The 19,939-nt window shown below is 69.7% G+C and carries 12 protein-coding genes and 1 pseudogene; all 13 read left to right on the top strand.

Annotated elements, in window-relative coordinates; translation table 11 throughout:
- Positions 1-177: 177 nt before the first annotated feature.
- The 13 genes and pseudogenes from GQ56_RS45550 to GQ56_RS0108985 all read left to right on the top strand — a co-directional run bounded on the left by GQ56_RS45550 (position 178) and on the right by GQ56_RS0108985 (position 19,931).
- Positions 178-348 (top strand): hypothetical protein, encoded by a 171-nt coding sequence (locus tag GQ56_RS45550; protein ID WP_161788561.1) that lies wholly within the window; start codon positions 178-180, stop codon positions 346-348.
- Between the two features lie 197 nt (positions 349-545).
- Positions 546-656, top strand: a pseudogene (locus GQ56_RS47205) (ESPR domain-containing protein); the annotation flags it as partial.
- Positions 657-710: 54 nt separating this feature from the next.
- Positions 711-9,767, top strand: a complete 9,057-nt coding sequence (locus GQ56_RS44120) for an autotransporter-associated beta strand repeat-containing protein (protein ID WP_043301240.1) — start codon at positions 711-713, stop codon at positions 9,765-9,767.
- Positions 9,768-10,074: 307 nt separating this feature from the next.
- On the top strand, positions 10,075-11,355 hold the full coding sequence (locus tag GQ56_RS0109035; protein WP_031398351.1) for an epoxide hydrolase family protein: 1,281 nt from the start codon (positions 10,075-10,077) through the stop codon (positions 11,353-11,355).
- Between the two features lie 327 nt (positions 11,356-11,682).
- Positions 11,683-12,726, top strand: coding sequence for an alpha/beta fold hydrolase (locus tag GQ56_RS0109030; protein ID WP_031398350.1), 1,044 nt, complete (start codon positions 11,683-11,685; stop codon positions 12,724-12,726).
- Positions 12,726-13,268: a cytochrome P460 family protein gene (locus GQ56_RS0109025; protein ID WP_031398349.1), complete on the top strand. Its 543-nt coding sequence runs from the start codon at positions 12,726-12,728 to the stop codon at positions 13,266-13,268. Before GQ56_RS0109030 ends, GQ56_RS0109025 begins: the two co-directional genes overlap by 1 nt.
- A gap of 278 nt (positions 13,269-13,546) precedes the next feature.
- Entirely contained in the window at positions 13,547-13,873 is a 327-nt protein-coding gene (locus GQ56_RS0109020) for a DUF4148 domain-containing protein (RefSeq protein ID WP_031398348.1), read from the top strand.
- 84 nt (positions 13,874-13,957) lie between these two features.
- Positions 13,958-14,749, top strand: a complete 792-nt coding sequence (locus tag GQ56_RS0109015; RefSeq protein ID WP_031398347.1) for an alpha/beta fold hydrolase — start codon at positions 13,958-13,960, stop codon at positions 14,747-14,749.
- Between the two features lie 458 nt (positions 14,750-15,207).
- A complete protein-coding gene (locus tag GQ56_RS0109005; protein ID WP_031398346.1) occupies positions 15,208-15,678 on the top strand; it encodes a rhodanese-like domain-containing protein in 471 nt (156 codons plus the stop codon).
- 27 nt (positions 15,679-15,705) lie between these two features.
- Positions 15,706-16,656: a serine O-acetyltransferase EpsC gene (gene epsC / locus GQ56_RS0109000; RefSeq protein ID WP_031398345.1), complete on the top strand. Its 951-nt coding sequence runs from the start codon at positions 15,706-15,708 to the stop codon at positions 16,654-16,656.
- Entirely contained in the window at positions 16,653-16,874 is a 222-nt protein-coding gene (locus GQ56_RS0108995; RefSeq protein ID WP_031398344.1) for a helix-turn-helix domain-containing protein, read from the top strand. Before epsC ends, GQ56_RS0108995 begins: the two co-directional genes overlap by 4 nt.
- 137 nt (positions 16,875-17,011) lie before the next feature.
- Entirely contained in the window at positions 17,012-17,944 is a 933-nt protein-coding gene (locus GQ56_RS0108990) for a family 2A encapsulin nanocompartment shell protein (protein ID WP_031398343.1), read from the top strand.
- Entirely contained in the window at positions 17,919-19,931 is a 2,013-nt protein-coding gene (locus GQ56_RS0108985) for a family 2A encapsulin nanocompartment cargo protein cysteine desulfurase (RefSeq protein WP_031398342.1), read from the top strand. The genes GQ56_RS0108990 and GQ56_RS0108985 overlap by 26 nt, the downstream gene beginning before the upstream one ends.
- The last annotated feature ends 8 nt before the right edge of the window (positions 19,932-19,939 follow it).

The following is a 19,939-nucleotide window of genomic DNA, read 5'->3' as shown; positions in this document are numbered from 1 at the left end:
GCAGAACGACCGGGTGACGGCAAGCGGCCGACAGGCGCACGCCGGGGAACGGCGGAGCCGGCACCGCCATCGCTTGCGGCGAGGCCGCTTCGGCGGCAATCCTTCATCGAGTCGCCGCGACGATCGTTTTTGAATTGAAAGGAAACGGGTTTTACAGATGAATTCGAGAAATTAAAGATGACCCGTATTCGAATCGATCTCCGCGAATTAAATGCGATGGCCGGCGGGATGTCGGGGATGTCAGGATTTGTCAGGTTCCGCATGACGGGCCTCGATATGCTTCGGCTTCCGGAAGAAACCATCAAAAAAAGCCTTGCAGAAAGAGGCCGGCTTTTTGTCGTTCACTGACGGCAAGCGCCCGGAATGAGCCGTAAGCAGAAATGACGGCGATGAAAGGCCAATGAAATGATTTGAGTGAATCGCGGCGGTTTTCAATAGTAAATCGTTTGCGTGTACGCGTTTTTGTCTCGCAGTGCCGAATATCACGATTGGACATTCAAGTGCCGGTCGGCGAATCAAATTTATAAAAAATACGTCAATAGGAAATGGGGTTAGTAATGAATCATGTTTACCGGATCGTTTGGAATACGAGTCAGGGGATGTTCCAGGTGGTATCGGAACTGGCACGGGCACAGGGGAGCAAGAGCAGCAAGCGTGCGGATGGAACGGTTGAGGCCGACGCGTCTGAATCGCCCCGTTTCCTGTCGAACATGATGTCATTTCAACCGGGCGCGTGCCGGGTCACGGCGGTCGTGCTTGCGCTCGGGCTGATCGGGTCGGCGCCGCTCGTGCATGCGCAGAGCGCGGCAGGCGGAACGTCGTCCATGAGCGGCCAGGGCGGGAGCGGCGATGGCGGCGGCGGCGGCGGCGGCACGGGGATTCTGGTGAATTCCGCCACCCTCTCCAACTCGGGCAAGGTCGCCGGCGGCAACGGCGGCAACGGCGGTATGCCGGGCTTTGGCCGCGGCGATATCGGCAGCGGCGGCGGCGGCGGCTCGGGGGTGCTGGTCAATTCGGGCAGCGTGTCCAACACCGGTGTCATTTCGGGCGGCAACGGCGGCACGAGCGTCGGCTTCGAGACGGGGCCGGGGGCGGGCGGCGCGGGCATACTCGGCTCGAATGTGACGGTCACCAACAGCGGAACGATTTCCGGCGGATATGCGGACGGCGGCACCGGTGCGCAAGCCGCCGCGATTCTATTCACGGGGGGCGTCAACTCGCTCACGCTGGAGGCGGGCTCGACGATCAACGGCAACGTCGTGGCCTTCAGCGCCGCCGATACCCTCGCGCTCGGCGGCACCGCCAATGGCAGTTTCGATGTCAGCAAGATTGGCCCGGGCGCCGCGTATCAGGGATTCGGCGTCTTCCAGAAAACCGGCGCCGGCACGTGGACGCTGACGAACACGACTTCGGCCGTCACGCCCTGGACGGTTTCCGGCGGAACCCTCGCCATTTCTTCCGACGGCGCCCTGGGCGCCTCGACGGGCGCGCTCACGCTCGCCGGCGGTACGCTGCAGACGACGGCAGGCCTCACGTCCAGCCGCGGCGTGGTGCTGGGGAGCGGCGGCGGCACGATCGACACCGACGGCAACGCCGTCAGCTTCGGTGGAACGCTCAGCGGCGCGGGCGGCCTGACGGTCGCCAGCAGTCTCGACGGCGGCACGCTGACGCTGGGCGGCGTGAACACCTATACGGGCGGCACGACGATCGATCGCGCCACGGTGGCCGTGTCGTCCGACGCGGGGCTGGGGGCGTCCTCGGGTTCGCTGACACTGTCCGGCGGCACGCTGCAAACGACGGCGGACATCACGTCCAGCCGCAACGTGGTTCTGAACGGCGGCGGCACCATCGACCGCAACGGGCACGCGTCCACCTTCAGCGGGGTGATCAGCGGCTCGGGGGCGCTGCTCGTCGACAGCAGCACCGGCAAAGGCACGCTGACGCTGAGCGGCGCGAACACCTATACGGGAGGAACGACCCTCGAGAGCGGCACGCTGGCGATTACGTCCGACGCCAGCCTGGGGGCGTCGTCGGGCACGGTGTCGCTCTACTTCGGCACGCTGCAGACGCTGGCGGGTGTCACGTCCGCCCGCAACGTGCTGCTGGGCGCCGGCGCCAACACGATCGATACCGACGGCAATCGCGCGAGCTTCAGCGGCGTGATCAGCGGCGCCGGCAGCTTGATCGCCGCCAGCAGCACGGGTAACGGCACGCTGACGCTGAGCGGCGCGAATACGTTCACGGGTGGTGCGACGGTCGAGACCGGCGCAACGCTGGCGATATCGTCCGACGCCAGCCTGGGGGCGTCCTCGGGCGCGTTGACGCTCGCCGGCGGCACGCTGCAAACGACGGCGGGCGTCACGTCCAGCCGTGCCGTGACGCTGGTCAATGGCGGCGGCACGATCGATACCGACGGTCAGGCGTCGACCCTTGGCGGAGTCGTCAGCGGCACGGGCGGCCTGAGCGTCGCCAGCAGCAGTGGCGCCGGCACGCTGACGTTGAGCGGCGCGAACACCTACGCGGGCGCGACGACGATCGGCAGCGGCGCGACGCTCGCGCTGAGCGGCGCGGGCAGCATCGCCCAGTCGAGCGGCGTGACCGACAACGGCGTGCTGGATGTTTCGGCCGTGACGCCCACGCCGGGCGGCGTGTCGATTACGAGCCTCTCGGGCTCGGGCCGCCTGATTGCGGGTAACGGGCGGTTGACGCTCACCAACGCGCAGGGTGCTTTCAGCGGCGTCATTTCCGGCAACAGCAGCCTCTGGATCAGCGGCGGCACCGAAGCGCTGAGCGGCGCGAACACCTATGCGGGCGGCACGACGATCCAGGGCAGCACGCTGGCCGTTTCGTCGGACGCGAACCTGGGCGCATCGTCCGGTATCCTGAGTTTCCTCGGCGGCACGCTCCAGACCACGACGAGCATGACCTCCAGCCGCGGCATGTTCCTGCAGACGATCGGCACGGTCGATACCGACGGTCAGGCGTCCACCTTCAGCGGTGTGCTCAACGGTTACGGCGCGCTGATCGTGACCAGCAGCACCGGCGCCGGCAAGCTGACGCTGACCGGCGCCAACACGTACGCGGGACCGACCACCATCGCCGGCGGCGCCACCCTGGCGCTCGGCGGTACGGGCACCATTGCCCAGTCGCGAGGCGTGACCGACAACGGCACGTTCGATATCTCAGGCACGACGAGCGGTGCGTCGGTCAAGACGCTCTCGGGCGCGGGCGGCGTGACGCTGGGCAACCAGACGCTCACGCTCACCGGCGCAAGCGACCAGTTCTTCGGTGCGATATCCGGCAGCGGCGGGCTGACGCTGGCAAGCGGCACCGAAACGCTGGCGGGCGCGAACACCTACACGGGGGCCACGACGATCGCCGGCGGCGCGACGCTGGCATTGAGCGGCACGGGCGGCATCGCATCGGGTGCGGTCACCGACAACGGCACGCTCGACGTGTCGCGCGTAACGACCGGAGGCCAGATTGCGAGCCTGTCCGGCTCGGGCAGCGTGAACCTCGGCAACGAGACGCTGACGCTGACGAAGGCCGGCGACACCTTCAGCGGCGCGATGTCGGGCATCGGCGGCGGACTCACCATCGCCAGCGGCAGCGAAACGCTGAGCGGCGCGAATGCCTACATCGGCGTGACCACGATCGCCGGCGGCGCGACGCTGGCATTGAGCGGCGCGGGCAGCATCGCGTCGAGCGCGGTCGTCGACAACGGCACGCTGGACCTCTCGGGCACGACGGCGGGCGCGTCGATCGCGAGCCTGGCGGGCCTGGGCGGCGTGACGCTGGGGAGCCAGACACTCACGCTGGCGACGGCCGGCGATACGTTCGGCGGCGTGATGTCGGGCAGCGGCGGGCTGACGCTGGAAGGCGGCACGGAAACGCTCGGCGGCGCGAACACCTACACGGGTGCGACCACGATCGCCGCCGGCGCGACGCTGGCATTGAGCGGTACGGGCAGTGTGGCCCGGTCGAGCGGCGTGATCGACAACGGCACGCTGGACCTCTCGGGCACGACGGCCGGCGCCTCGGTCGCGAGCCTGACGGGCCTGGGCGGCGTGACGCTGGGCAACCAGACGCTCACGCTCACGAATGCCGCAGGCGTGTTCAACGGCGCGATGTCGGGCAACGGCGGGCTGACGCTGGCCAGCGGCACCGAAACGCTGGGCGGCGTGAACACGTACTCGGGCGCGACCACGATCGCCGGCGGCGCGGTGCTGGCGCTGAGCGGTGCCGGCAGCATCGCGTCGAGCGGCGTGACCGACAACGGTACGCTCGACCTCTCGGGTACGACGAACGGTGCGTCGATCGCGAGCCTGGCAGGGTCGGGCGGCGTGACGCTGGGCAGCCAGACGCTGACGCTGACGAAGGCCGGCGACACCTTCGGCGGCGCGATGGCCGGCAGCGGCGGGTTGACGCTGGCCAGCGGCACCGAAACGCTGAGCGGCGCGAACACCTACACGGGCGCGACCACGATCGCCGGCGGCGCGACGCTGGCATTGAGCGGCGCGGGCAGCATCGCGTCGAGCGCGGTCGCCGACAACGGCACGCTGGATCTCTCGGGCGCGACGGCGGGCGTCTCGCTCGCGAGCCTGGCGGGTTCGGGCGGCGTGACGCTCGGCAACCAGACGCTCACGCTGACGAAGGCCGGCGACACCTTCAGTGGCGCGATATCCGGCAACGGCGGGCTGACGCTGGCCAGCGGCACCGAAACGCTGGGCGGCGCGAACACCTACACGGGCGCAACCACGATCGCCGGCGGCGCGACGCTGGCATTGAGCGGCACGGGCAGCGCTGCTTCAAGCAATGTCACCGACAACGGTACGCTGAACCTCTCGGGCGCGACGGCGGGCGCCGCGCTCGCGAGCCTGGCAGGTTCGGGCGGCGTGACGCTGGGCAACCAGACGCTCACGCTGACGAAGGCCGGCGACACCTTCGGCGGCGCGATGGCCGGCAGCGGCGGGCTGACGCTGGCGAGCGGCACCGAAACGCTGGGTGGCGCGAACACCTACACGGGCGCAACCACGATCGCCGGCGGCGCAACGCTGGCATTGAGCGGCACGGGCAGCGTGGCCAAGTCGAGCGGCGTGACCGACAACGGTACGCTGGACCTCTCGGGCACGACGGCCGGCGCGGCGGTCACGAGCCTGTCGGGTTCGGGCGGCGTGACGTTGGGCAACCAGACGCTCACGCTGACAAAGGCCGGCGACACCTTCAGTGGTGCGATTGCAGGCAATGGCGGGCTGACACTGGCAAGCGGCACGGAAACGCTGGGCGGCACGAACACCTACACGGGCGCGACCACGATCGCCGGCGGTGCGAAGCTTGCGCTGAGCGGCGCGGGCAGCATCGCGTCGAGCGCGGTCAACGACAACGGCACGCTGGACCTCTCGGGCGCGACGGCGGGCGCCTCGCTCGCGAGCCTGTCGGGGTCGGGCGGCGTGACGCTGGGCGGCCAGACGCTCACGCTGACGAAAGGCGCGGGCGCCTTCGGCGGTGCGATGTCCGGCAGCGGCGGGCTGACGTTGACGGGCGGCACGCAAACGCTGGGCGGTGCGAACACCTACACGGGCGCGACCACGATCGCCGGCGGCGCGACGCTCGCGCTGAGCGGCGCGGGCAGCGTGGCCCAGTCGAGCGGCGTGATCGACAACGGCACGCTGGACATCTCGGGCACGACGAACGGCGCCTCGGTCACGAGCCTGACGGGCTCGGGCGGCGTGACGCTGGGCAGCCGCACGCTCACGCTCACGAACGCGACCGGCGTCTACGGCGGCGCGATCTCCGGCACGGGCGGTCTCACGATCGCCAGCGGCACCCAGACCCTGACGGGGATCAGCACGTACACGGGCATCACGACGATCGGGAGCGCCGCCACGCTCATCCTGTCGAATGCGAACAACATCGCGCTGGGCAATGTCGTGGACTACGGCAAGATGATGGTCGAAGGCACGATCGGCGCATTGTCGGGTAACGGCAACCTCGCGCTCGGCGGCTCGGGGCTGACGCTTTCTGGCGCGAACGGCAGTTTCGGCGGCGTGATTTCCGGCGACAGCGGGCTGACGCTGGCGAGCGGCGTCGAAACGCTGGGCGGCGCCAATACCTATACGGGCGGCACGACGATCGAGGCCGGCACGCTGGTCGTGTCGTCGGACGCGAATCTGGGCGCCGCCTCGGGCGCGCTGACGCTCAATGGCGGTACGCTTCGGACGACGGCGGGCATCACGTCCAGCCGCAGTGTGACGCTGAACAGTCGCGGCGGCACGGTCGACACCGACGGCCAGGCGTCGACCCTCGGCGGCGTCATCGGCGGCGCGGGCGGCCTGAGCGTCACCAGCAGCAACGGTGCCGGCACGCTGACGTTGAGTGGGGCGAACGCCTATACGGGCGTGACGCTGATCGACAGCGGCGCGACGCTCGCGCTGAGCGGCGCGGGCAGCATCGCCCAGTCGGCCGGCATTGTCGACGACGGCGCGCTGGACCTCTCGGGCACGACGGCCGGCGCGTCGATCTCGACCCTCCTGGGTTCGGGGAGCGTGACGCTCGGCAACCAGACACTGACGCTGACCAAGGCCGCGAACACGTTCAGCGGCGCGATTGCGGGCAACGGCGGGCTGACGCTGGCGAGCGGCACGGAAACGCTGGGCGGCGCGAACACCTACACGGGCGCAACCACGATCGCCGGCGGCGCGACGCTGGCATTGAGCGGTACGGGCAGTGTGGCCCGGTCGAGCGGCGTGATCGACAACGGGACGCTGGACCTCTCGGGCACGACGGCGGGTGCGTCGCTCGCGAGCCTGGCGGGTTCGGGCGGGGTCACGCTGGGCAGCCAGACGCTCACGCTGACGAAGGCCGGCGATACTTTCGGCGGCGCAATTGCAGGCAGCGGCGGGCTGACGCTGGCGAGCGGCACCGAAACGCTGGGCGGCGCGAACACCTACACGGGCGCAACCGCGATCGCCGGCGGTGCGACGCTGGCATTGAGCGGCACGGGCAGCATCGCGTCGAGCGCGGTTGCCGACAACGGTGTGCTCGATCTCTCGGGTACGACGGCGGGTGCTGCGGTCACGAGCCTGGCGGGTTCGGGCGGCGTGACGCTGGGGAGCCAGACGCTCACGCTGACGAAGGCCGGCGACACCTTTGGCGGCGCGATTGCCGGCAGCGGCGGACTGACACTGGCGAGCGGCAGCGAAACGCTGAGCGGCGCGAACACCTACACGGGCGCGACCACGATCGCCGGCGGCGCGACGCTGGCATTGAGCGGCGCGGGCAGCATCGCGTCGAGCGCGGTCAACGACAACGGCACGCTGAACCTCTCGGGCGCGACGGCGGGCGTCTCGCTCGCGAGCCTGTCGGGGGCGGGCGGCGTGACGCTGGGCAGCCAGACGCTCACGCTGACGAAAGGCGCGGGCGCCTTCGGCGGTGCGATGTCCGGCAGCGGCGGGCTGACGCTGACGGGCGGCACGCAAACGCTGGGCGGTGCGAACACCTACACGGGGGCGACCACGATCGGCCGCGGCGCAACGCTGGCGTTGAGCGGCACGGGCAGCGTGGCCCAGTCGAGCGGCGTGATCGACAACGGCACGCTGGACATCTCGGGCACGACGAACGGCGCCTCGGTCACGAGCCTGACGGGCTCGGGCGGCGTGACGCTGGGCAGCCGCACGCTCACGCTCACGAACGCGACCGGCGTCTACAGCGGCGCGATTTCCGGCACCGGCGGTCTCACGATCGCCAGCGGTAGCCAGACCCTGACGGGGATCAGCACCTATTCGGGCATCACGACGATCGGGAGCGCCGCCACGCTCATCCTGTCGAACGCGAACAACATCGCGCTGGGCAATGTCGTGGATAACGGCAAGCTGGTGGTCGAAGGCGCGATCAGCGCGTTGTCGGGCACCGGCAACGTCACGCTCGGCAACGCGGGGCTGGCGCTTTCCGGCGTGAACGGCAGTTTCGGCGGCGTGATTTCGGGCGGCAGCGGGCTGACGATGACCAGCGGCACGCAGACGCTCACCGGGGCGAACACGTACGCGGGCGCCACCACGATCGCCAGCGGCGCGGAACTGGCGCTGAGCGGCGCGGGCAGCATTGCGCAGTCGAGCGGCGTCACCGTCAACGGAACCCTGAACCTCTCGGGTACGACGAGCGGCGCCTCGGTCGCGAACCTGGCCGGCGGCGGCATGGTCGAGCTCGGCAGCCGGACGCTCACGCTCACGAACGCCGCCGGCACTTTCGGCGGGACCTTCAACGGCACGGGCAAGCTGCTGGTCTCGGGCAACAGCGGATCGCTGATCGTCAACGGCAACAGCGCGGGGTTCAGCGGCATCACCGAAGTGGCGCAGGGCCGGCTCGAGGTGGGCGACATCGATACGCCTTCGGCCAGGCTCGGCGGCGACGTCCTGGTCGATCTGCCGGGTACGCTGCGCGGCCACGGCACGGTGGCGGGCAGCGTGACGAACAACGGCACGGTCATGCCGGGCGGCTCGATCGGTACGCTGACGGTGGGGGGCAACTACAAGCAGGCCGGCAATGCCACGCTGGCGGTCGAGGTCAGCCCGACGGCGGCGTCCCAGCTGAAGGTCAACGGCGCCGCGACGCTGGGCGGCACGCTGGCGATCACCTACGATCCGGGCACGTATTCGGCGAAGCAGTACACGCTCGTTGCGGCCCAGAGCCTGAGCGGCACGTTCGGCAACGTCACCAGCACCGGCACCGCGAACCTCGGTACCCTGACGCCGTCGATCGCGTACGGCGCGACCGCCGTCGACCTCACGCTGAGCGCGCCCGGCGCGCCGGCTACGCCGGGCGCGCCGATCGTGGTCGCACCGGTCGACACCGGCATCTATACGGCGGTGGGCACGTCGGTCGCGCTCGGCGCCCAGGCGGCCGGCAGCGCGCTGCTCGATCGTCTCGACCGCGCATCGGCCGCGACGGCCGCGAACCCGGACGGCTGGATCACCGCGACGGCCAGCCAGACCAAGGTCGGCGGCACGAACGGCGCGCCCGGCTTCCAGTCGACCCGCTACGGCTTCCTTGCCGGGCTCGACCAGAAGCGCGGCGACTATACGGTCGGGGTGGCCGCGAGCTACAGTCACGCGGACATCGGCGAGCAGGTCACCGGCGACACGGGCACGACCGACACGCTGCGCGCCGCGCTGTACGGCAGCCGCTTCGTGGGGCCGGTGAACCTCGCGGCGACGCTGGGCGCGGGCCTCGACTTCCTTGCGCAGAAGCGCCCGCTCGGCGCGCCGGGCAGCGCCACGGGCGACCACATGGGCCAGGAAGTGACCACGGGCGCGCAGGCCAGCCTGCCGCTCGCATTCGGCGGCGTGACGTTGACCCCGCGTATCGGCCTGCGTTACGCCTACTTCCACGCGAACGGTTTCGGCGAAAGCGGGGCGGGCGGCCAGGACCTGAACGTCGGCACCGACAACGTCCACAGCCTGCAGCCCTATGCCGGCGTCACGCTCGATCAGGCCTTCGGCAGCGAACTCAAGCCGGTGAACGTGCAGTTGCGCTTGGGTTACGCCCGCGAGGTGCTCGACACGCACCGCGCGATCACGGTTGCCGCGCAGGACGGGACGCAGTTCGCGGCGCCGGGGACGAACTTGCCGCACGGGTATCTCTCGACCGGCGCCGGTGTCTCGATGCATCTGTCGAAGCGCCTCGACGTGTCGTTGAACTACGACGCCGTCATCAACACCGGGGGGGCGTCGATGCAGCAGGGCAGCGTCCGGGTGGGCTACCAGTTCTGAACGCGGGCCGGGCCGCCGGCCGGCAGCGCCATGCGGGGGCGGCCGGCCGCCCCCCGTCGTTCAAGCAGGACAAGCGCGAGAGGGCGTGACCGCGTCACGGCCCGAAACCGGGCGTCGGCGGCTTCCTGTCGCCGCGCAGCCACCGCAAGCGGCTGCTACATACACATACAAACGGGACAAATCCCGGATACATCGGACCTTTCAAATGAGCGACGCCGCGTGACGAGGGCGCGCCGGATTGAAAGCCACGGTGCGCTTGCGCGCGCGGCATGTTCACTTTCCACTTCACGAAAGGAGATGCCGCACGATGTCTTCCACACCGTTTTCCCCGATGCGTCGCCACCTGCTGGCCACATCCGTGGCCGCCGGGGTCTCGGCGATGCTGCCCACGGCGGCGCTGCGTGCCGCGACCGGCGCGAGCGGCATACGCCCGTTCACCGCCCACATTCCCGACGACGCCGTGGCCGACCTGCGGCGCCGCATCGCCGCGACGCGCTGGCCGGGCCGCGAGACCGTTGCCGACGAATCGCAGGGCGTGCGGCTCGCGCGCATGCAGGCGCTGCTGCGCTACTGGGGCACCGAGTACGACTGGCGCAAGGGTGAGGCGCGCCTGAACGGCTTCCCGATGTTCATCACGGAAATCGACGGGCTCGACATTCACTTCATTCACGTGCGCTCGCGGCACGAGAATGCGCTGCCGTTGATCATGACGCACGGCTGGCCCGGTTCGATCTTCGAGTTGCTGAAGGCGATCGGGCCGCTGACCGACCCGACCGCGCACGGCGCGAGCGCGGACGATGCGTTCCATGTCGTCGTGCCGTCGTTGCCGGGCTTCGGTTTCTCCGGGCGGCCGACGCAGACCGGCTGGGGTTCCGACCACATCGCGCGCGCATGGGGCGAGCTGATGGCGCGCCTCGGCTATACGCGCTTCGTGTCGCAGGGCGGCGACTGCGGCTCGGTGATCTCGCACCGGATGGCGATGCAGCGCGTGCAGGGGCTGGCCGGGATACACGTGAACATGCCGGCGACGGTGCCGCCGGACATCGCGACGCTGCTCGCGACCGATGCGCCCGCGCCGGCGTCGCTGTCGCCGAAGGAGACGGCCGCGTACGAGAAGCTCGCGACGTTCTATCGCGACAACTGCGGCTACTCGGCGATGATGGTCACGCGCCCGCAGACGGTCGGCTATGCGCTCGCCGATTCGCCGTCCGGGCAGGCCGCGTGGATGTTCGACAAGATCTCGCAGTGGACGTACAGCGGCGGCGTGCCCGAACGCTCGATTCCGCGCGACGAGATTCTCGACGACATCTCGCTGTACTGGCTGACGAACACCGCGACATCGGCCGCGCAGATCTACTGGGAGGATCACTCGAACAACTTCAACGCGGTGGATATCGCGCTGCCGGCCGCGATCACGGTGTTCCCCGGCGAGATCTACCAGGCGCCGCGCAGCTGGGCCGAGCGCAGCTATCACAACCTGATCTACTTCAACGAAGTCGACAAGGGCGGGCATTTCGCGGCATGGGAGGAGCCGGACCTGTTTGCCCGCGAGGTGCGGGCCGGGTTGCGGCCGTTGCGTCGCGCGTAGGCGGGCGACGCCGGGCCAACGCGGGCCGGTTGCCGATGCGGCCCGCGTTCGCTGGCTGGCCCGGCGCACGCGGCGGGCTGTCGCGACGGAACGGGTAGGCGAGGACGCCCGGAAGCGTCGTTTCCCCGGCGATTTTTGAATCGCTGTATGTCGTGTTCGCACGCGGATACGTTGGGATACAAAGCCTTCCGGGCGTTCCGCTATAAAACCGGTGAAGCGCTTCACGCGGCGGCGCGGTTCGATGTGCGGCCGCCGCGAACGGCGCGACCCGAATGCCCGCACGTGCCGCGGGCGCCTTCCTTGGAAACCGACACTGGAGAACACGTCATGCCCGATACCGTGAATACCCGCCGCCGCCTGATCCTGGGCTCGACCCTGGCGAGCCTGAGCCTCGCCGACCTCGGATTCGGCGCGCTGGCGCAGGCGCAGCCGGCGCCCAACGCCCCGGCGGCGCAGCGCCCGGCCGGCGTCGCGTCGCTGGGCACGATCCACCAGATCGACGCGGGCGTGCTCAACGTCGGGTATGCGGACCTCGGGCCGAGGGACGGCCCCGCGGTGTTCCTGCTGCACGGCTGGCCGTACGACATCCACAGCTATGCGGACGTCGCGCCGCTGCTGGTCGCGGCCGGCTATCGCGTGATCGTGCCTTACCTGCGCGGCTACGGCACGACGACGTTCCGTTCGGCCGACACGGTGCGCAACGGCCAGCAGGCGGTGACGGCCGTCGACATCGTCGCGCTGATGGACGCGCTGAAGATCGAGCGCGCGGTGTTCGGCGGCTACGACTGGGGCGCGCGCACCGCCGACATCGTCGCGGCGCTGTGGCCGCAGCGCGTGAAGGCGCTGGTGTCGGTGAGCGGCTACCTGATCGGCAGCCAGGAGGCGAACCGCAAGCCGCTGCCGCCGCAGGCCGAATTCCAGTGGTGGTACCAGTTCTACTTCACGACCGAGCGCGGCGCGCTGGGCTATGCGGCGAACCGCGATGCGTTCAACAAGCTGATCTGGCAACTCGCGTCGCCGAAGTGGCAGTTCTCCGACGAGACCTACGCGCGCACGGCGGCATCGTTCCGGAATCCCGATCATGTGGCCGTCGTGATCCACAACTATCGCTGGCGCCTCGGGCTCGCGAAGGGCGAGGCGCAATACGACGAGATCGAGCGGCGGCTGGCGGCGGGGCCCGTCATCACGGCGCCGACGATCACGATGGAAGGCGACGCGAACGGCGCGCCGCATCCGGAGCCGGCCGCGTATGCGAAGAAGTTCGCGGGCAAGTACCAGCACCGGACGATCTCCGGCGGCATCGGCCACAACCTGCCGCAGGAAGCGCCGCAGGCGTTCGCCGACGCAATCCTGCAAGTGGAGCAGCTGTGATGTGGGCGGGCGTGGGGGAGTGGCGTCGCGGTGCGCACCGCGCGCTCGTCGCGGGCGTGCTGCTGGCCGGCGTGTGGGCTGCCGGCGGGCCGGCAGCGTTCGCGGAGCAGCCGAAGCCGGCGGCGGCCGTGTCGCCGATCTACGGCGTGTCGATTCCGCCCGGCTACCGCAAGTGGGAAATGGTCGCGCCGGCCGAAGAGGCCGCGCCGCTCGACGAGCTGCGCGTGGTGCTCGGCAACCCCGTCGCGATCCGCGCGCTCGAACAGGCGACGCTGCCGTTCCCCGACGGCGCGATCCTCGTGAAGCTCGCGTACAAGCGCAGGCAGTCCGACGAGTTCGCGCCGGCGACGGTGCCCGGCCACGCGACGACCGTGCAGGTGATGGTGAAGGATTCGCGGCGCTATGCGTCGACGGGCGGCTGGGGCTACGGGCGTTTCATCGACGGCGTGCCGGCCGACATCGGCCAGCACCAGACGTGTTTCGCGTGCCACCAGGCGCGGGTGAAGAACCACGACGACGTGTTCACGCGGCTCGCGCCATGACGTGAGCGCGCGTGACCGGCGAAGCGAAAGGCGTGCCGCGCGAGGCACGCCTTTTTTCATGGGTGCGCGGGGAGCTGGAAGCGCGGCGGCGGGCGGATGTGTATCGCAGCGTATCTGCGGGCGTTCCGGACAAACAGGCATGCGTAAAGCCCCGGTTCCGGAAACATGCCGGATACGTGCGCGGGTTCTACTGTCGACATGCAGCAAACGTTCGATGCCGGAAACATGCATCGGATGCCGAATGATCGACAGACCCATTTCCTTGAAGGAGAACCCTGATGAAAGCCGCCCGAATCCTCGCCGTTGCCGCGCTCGCCGCCGTCCCCGCCTGGTTGTTCGCCGATACCGCGGGCCACGGCCTGACGCGTGCCGACGTGCGTGCCGAACTCGTCCGCCTCGAACAGGCCGGCTACCACCCGGCGCAGAGCGAGCCGCACTACCCGGACGACATCGCCGCCGCGCTGCAGGTCGCGCGCTCCGACCAGAACGGCCCGTCGAAGTCGCAGGGCGACAACATGGCCGATGCATCGGCGCCTGCCGGCCATCGGGATGCCCCGTCGCGCGCCGGACGGAACGCCGCCGACGACCTGTATGCCCATTCGTGACCCGGCGCCGCGTCCGCCGCATGCGGGCGCGGCTGCTGCCGAGGCACGTCATTCGAACGACACGACAGAGAAAGGAGCAGGACGATGGCCGGTTTGATGAAACGCGTACTGGTATCCGCCGCGATGGTCGGCGGACTGGGCAGTGCGGTCGCGGCGCACGCTGCGCCGAAGGCGGACCTGAAGGGCACCAACGTCGTGCTCGTGCACGGCGCGTTCGCCGACGGGTCGAGCTGGAACCGCGTGATCCCGCTGCTAGAGGCGCGCGGGCTGCACGTGGTGTCGGTGCAGAATCCGCTGAGTTCGCTCGCGGACGATGCGGCCGCCACGAAGCGCGCGATCGACGGGCAGAAGGGGCCGGTCGTGCTGGTGGGCCATTCGTGGGCCGGCGTCGTGATCAGCGAGGCCGGCAACGACGACAAGGTGAAGTCGCTCGTCTATGTCGCGGCGTTCGCGCCCGACAGCGGCCAGTCGATCGCCGATGTCACGCAAGGGCTGCCTGCGCCCGCATGGGCCGGTGAGCTGCGCAAGGATGCGGGCGGTTTCGCGACGCTGTCGGACCAGGCGATCGCGCAGGATTTCGCGCCGGACCTGCCGCCCGCGCAGCAGCACCTCGTCGCGGCGACACAGGGGCCGTGGTACGGCGGGTGCCTCTCGGAGAAGGTCGCGCAGGCCGCGTGGCACGCGAAGCCGTCGACGTTCGTCGTGACGACGCAGGACAGGATGATCGATCCGGCGTTGCAGGAGGCGATGGCGAAGCGGATCGGCGCGACGGTCGCGCGCGTGAACGGCAGCCATGTCGCGATGCTGAGCCGGCCGACGGCCGTGGCCGACGCGATCATCGCGGCGGCGGAGCGGGCGCAGCGGGATGCGCGGTGAGCGGTGCGATGTCGCGCGGCCGGACGGTCGCGTGGCGCGGGCGGGGCGCGAAGCGCCGAAGCGCCGAAGCGCCGAAACGCCGAAACGCCGAAACGCCGAAACGCCGAAACGCCGAAACGCCGGATGCAATCATGAAGTGACTGCAAGCTTGTCCCGGCAAGCCGGCGTTTCATCCCGCGGGATCCCGCCCGGCGATTCCGCGCGTGCCGTCCTCCCCGGACGGCTGCATGCCATCCGGCCCTTTTCATCGTCCTGACGTCTCGCCATGCAACAGTGCACGCGATTGTTCGCCTCTGCGATTGCCTATCTCCCGACGCTGATTAGGAAATGAATTTTTATTGGTTCTGCTTCCCGTAGCGCACTCGCATAGTGACGTTGACGGCTATAGACTGCACAACAGCTGCACGGGCCGCCTCCCAGGTTTTTGTCATACCAATATACAAGGACAAGGAAGCGTCATGACGTATGCATTGGAAGAACGAACCACCGCGCAGCAGGCGCTCGAAGACGCCCGCGCGGCCGCCGCCGCAGCCGGCACGCCCTACGCGGGCGGCGTGGCGCCCGAAGCCGCATGGGCGCTGTTTTCCGCCGGCGATGCCGTGCTGGTCGACGTGCGCACCGCAGAGGAGCGCAAGTTCGTCGGCCACGTGCCGGAATCGCTGCACGTACCGTGGGCAACCGGTACGAGCCTGACCCGCAATCCGCGTTTCGCGCGCGAACTCGAAGCGAAGACGGGCAAGGATGCCGTCGTGCTGCTGCTGTGCCGCAGCGGCAACCGTTCCGCGCAGGCGGCGGAGGCCGCGACCAAGGCGGGCTTCACGCAGGTGTTCAACGTACTCGAGGGTTTCGAGGGCGACCTCGACGAGCAGCAGCACCGCGGCGGCCGCAACGGCTGGCGGCGCCACGGCCTGCCCTGGGTGCAGGACTGATCGGCGAGCGGAACGGGGAACACGCAGATGGCCGCATTCGATATCGCCGAAATTGTCCAGTCGCTCCAGACCGTGCGCCGTGCGTGGCGCGAGAAGCAGCGCCGCTCGCTCGAACCGGGCGGGCGCGACCTGCCGGCGCGCGAGGCGCTCGCGCAGATCGTCGGCGCGCTGAAAGGCGTGCTGTTTCCGATGCGGCTCGGGCCGCCGGACCTGCGCCAGGAGAGCGAGAACTTTTACGTGGCGCATGCGCTCGATGCGGCACTGAACGCGCTGCTCGCGCAGGTGACGCTGGAGCTGCGCTACGCGGCGCGCCAGCGCAGCGCGGCGGGAACGGTCGACGAGCCCGCATCGGAGGTGGTGCAGGCGTTCGCCGCCCGCCTCCCCGAGATTCGCCGGCTGCTCGACAGCGACGTGCTGGCCGCATTCCACGGCGATCCGGCGGCCGGCAGCGTCGACGAGGTGCTGCTGTGCTACCCGGGCATCCTCGCGATGATCCATCACCGGCTCGCGCACGAACTGTACGGGCTCGGGCTGCCGCTGCTCGCGCGGATCATCGCCGAGCAGGCGCATGCGGAAACGGGCATCGACATCCATCCGGGCGCGCGTATCGGCGGCGGCTTCTTCATCGACCACGGCACGGGTGTCGTGATCGGCGAGACGGCGATCATCGGCGAGCGCGTGCGCGTGTACCAGGCGGTCACGCTCGGCGCGAAGCGGTTCCCGCGCGATGCGGCCGGCCATCTGGAGAAAGGGCTCGCCCGTCATCCGATCGTCGAGGACGACGTGGTGATCTACGCGGGCGCGACGATCCTCGGCCGCGTGACGATCGGGCGCGGCGCGGTGATCGGCGGCAACGTGTGGCTGACGCAGGATGTGCCGCCCGGCGCGAATGTGACCCAGGCCGTGCTGCGCAGCGAGGCGAGCGCCGCGCCGCGCGTGCCGGCGGAACCGGTTTCCGTTGCACAGGTGGCGTCATGAGCGATCTCATTCATCACTTCGGCGCCACCGTGCGCAAGATGCGCGAAGCGCGCACGTGGTCGCAGGAGCAGCTTGCCGAGCATGCGGGGCTGAACCGCTCGTACGTCGGCGAGATCGAGCGCGGCGAGGCGATCGCGTCGATCGTCACGGCCGACAAGCTCGCGCGGGCGTTCGACGTGTCGATCTCGACGCTGTTGCCGGGCGCCTACGTCACCTGACGCCGCCTGTTTCATTTCCCTTTCGGTTGCGCGCGACTTGACGGCTATAGCATGTTGAGCCGGCGGGCGCGCGCTTCCGATAATCACCCAGCGTCATAAGCAATCCCGTTTTTCATCTTAAGAACCCGGAGCTACACATGTCGACCGTTGCAAGCGGCACGGCTGCGCTGAGCGATCACGCCGCCCGCCAACTAGCGAACGCTACCAAGACCGTCCCGCAGCTTTCCACGATCACGCCGCGCTGGTTGACCCATCTGCTGCAATGGGTGCCGGTCGAGGCCGGCATCTATCGCCTGAACCAGGTGAAGAACCCGGAAGCCGTGCGCGCCGCATGCACGCAGCTCGAGGACGAAAGCGTGCTGCCGCAGACCTTCGTGCCCTACGAAGAGCAGCCGCGCGAGTATTTCCTGAACGCGGTGAGCACGGTGCTCGACGTGCATACGCGGATCTCCGACCTGTACAGCAGCCCGCACGACCAGATCAAGGAACAGCTGCGCCTGACGATCGAGACGATCAAGGAGCTGCAGGAAAGCCAGTTGATCAACAACCCGGACTACGGGCTGCTCGCGAACGTGACCGACGAACAGCGGATCTTCCCGCTGACGGGCGCGCCGACGCCGGACGATCTCGACGAACTGCTGACCAAGGTGTGGAAGGAACCGGCGTTCTTCCTCACGCACCCGCTCGCGATCGCCGCGTTCGGCCGCGAATGCACGCGGCGCGGCGTGCCGCCGCCGACGGTCAGCCTGTTCGGTTCGCAGTTCATCACGTGGCGCGGCATTCCGCTGATCCCGTCGGACAAGGTGCCGGTCGCGGACGGCAAGACCAAGATCCTGCTGCTGCGCGTCGGCGACAAGCGGCAGGGCGTCGTCGGCCTGTATCAGCCGGGCGTGGCCGGCGAACAGGGCCCGGGCCTGTCGGTGCGCTTCATGGGGATCAACAATCAGGCGATCGCGTCGTACCTGATCTCGCTGTACTGCTCGCTCGCGGTCCATTCGCCGGATGCGCTGGCTGTCCTCGATGACGTCGAAATCGCCAAGTACCATGACTATCCCGACACCTACCGTTAATCCGGGCCTGGGCGGCGACGCACCCGCGTTGCCGCACGCGCCGCCGTTGCCGGCCGGCCTGCCCGACCCGGCGATGCTCGCGCGGCTCGCGTCCGAGTTCTTCGCGACGCCGCCGGGGCAGGCTACCGCGCCCGAGGTGTCGGCGGGCAGCGGGGCGGTCGGCGGCGTGCCGTCGGCGCTGCCGGCGGCTGCGCCGATCCTCGCGTCGGTGAGCAATCCTGCACCGGCCGGCTCGCCGCTCGCGGGGCCGGGCGGCACGGGCACGGGCGTGCCGGGCTTCGCGCCGCCGCAGGGGAAGGTGGCCGGTGCGAACCTCGCGCCGTCGGCGCCGACTCACGTGCTGTCGCTCGGCAACCGCGTGCCCGCGCTCGCGCCGCATGCGGCCGCGCAGAACGGTTTGCCCGACAGCGTGGTGACGATCGCGCCGGCGCTGGAGCCGCGTATCGGCGGCGCGGCGCTCGGCGTGCCGCAGGCGAATGCGGTGACCGTGGAGGAGGGCGCGAAGGCCGCGCCGGCCGCCGCGTCGCCGTACTACTTCACCGACGGTACGCGGCAGGGCTGGCAGGCCACGCCGCAGGACATCGTCGTGCCGTCGCACGGCCTGGCGTCGCCGGAAGCGTTCGGGCTGCCGGGCGAGGAGGCGCTGCGCGAACTGCTGGCGGTGCGTCGCGACGCGCCGTCCGCACGCACGCCGGGAACGGACGTGCCGCGCTACTTCATCGACGACGCACGGGCCGCCGAGCCGCACGCCCTGGCGGGCGGCGCGCACCCGCCGTTCGACGTCAACGCGATCCGCCGCGATTTCCCGATCCTGCAGGAGCGCGTGAACGGCAAGCAGCTCGTGTGGTTCGACAACGCGGCGACGACGCACAAGCCGCAGGCGGTGATCGACCGGCTCGCGTATTTCTATGCGCACGAGAACTCGAACATCCACCGCGCCGCGCATGCGCTGGCCGGCCGCGCGACGGATGCGTACGAGCACGCGCGGGAAACCGTGCAACGCTTCATCGGCGCTTCGTCGCCGGACGAGATCGTGTTCGTGCGCGGCACGACCGAGGCGATCAACCTGATCGCGAAGAGCTGGGGCGTGCAGAACGTCGGCGAAGGCGACGAGATCGTCGTGTCGCATCTCGAGCATCACGCGAACATCGTGCCGTGGCAGCAGCTTGCCGCGCAGAAGGGGGCGAAGCTGCGCGTGATTCCGGTCGACGATTCGGGGCAGGTTCTGCTCGACGAATACCGGAAGCTGCTCAACGACCGCACGAAGATCGTGTCCGTCACGCAGGTGTCGAACGCGCTCGGCACGGTCGTGCCGGTGAAGGAGATCGTCGAGCTTGCGCATCGCGCGGGCGCGAAGGCGCTGGTCGACGGGGCGCAGTCGATCTCGCACATGCGCGTGGACGTGCAGGCGCTCGATGCGGATTTCTTCGTGTTCTCCGGGCACAAGATCTACGGGCCGACCGGGATCGGCGTCGTGTACGGCAAGCGCGCGATCCTCGACGACATGCCGCCCTGGCAGGGCGGCGGCAACATGATCGCGGACGTGACGTTCGAGCGCACGGTGTTCCAGCCGCCGCCGAACCGCTTCGAGGCCGGCACCGGCAACATCGCGGATGCGGTGGGGCTCGGCGCCGCGCTCGACTACGTGAGCCGGATCGGCATCGAGAACATCGCGCGCTACGAGCACGACCTGCTCGCGTATGCGACGAGCGTGCTCGCGCCGGTGCCGGGCGTGCGGCTGGTCGGCACCGCGCGCGACAAGGCGAGCGTGCTGTCGTTCGTGCTGAAGGGCTACGAGACCGAGGAGGTCGGGCAGGCGCTGAACGAAGAGGGCATCGCGGTGCGCTCGGGGCATCACTGCGCGCAGCCGATCCTGCGGCGTTTCGGGCTCGAGGCCACGGTGCGGCCGTCGCTCGCGTTCTACAACACGTGCGACGAGGTCGATGCGCTGGTGCGCGTCGTGCGGCGTCTGGCGACGCGTCGCTGAGGCCGTCC

It is taken from the genome of Burkholderia paludis (assembly GCF_000732615.1).
In the GTDB taxonomy this organism is placed as follows: Bacteria; Pseudomonadota; Gammaproteobacteria; order Burkholderiales; family Burkholderiaceae; genus Burkholderia; species Burkholderia paludis.
The sequence above is the reverse complement of the archived record's forward strand: the minus strand, read 5'-3'. Positions and strand labels throughout refer to the sequence as shown.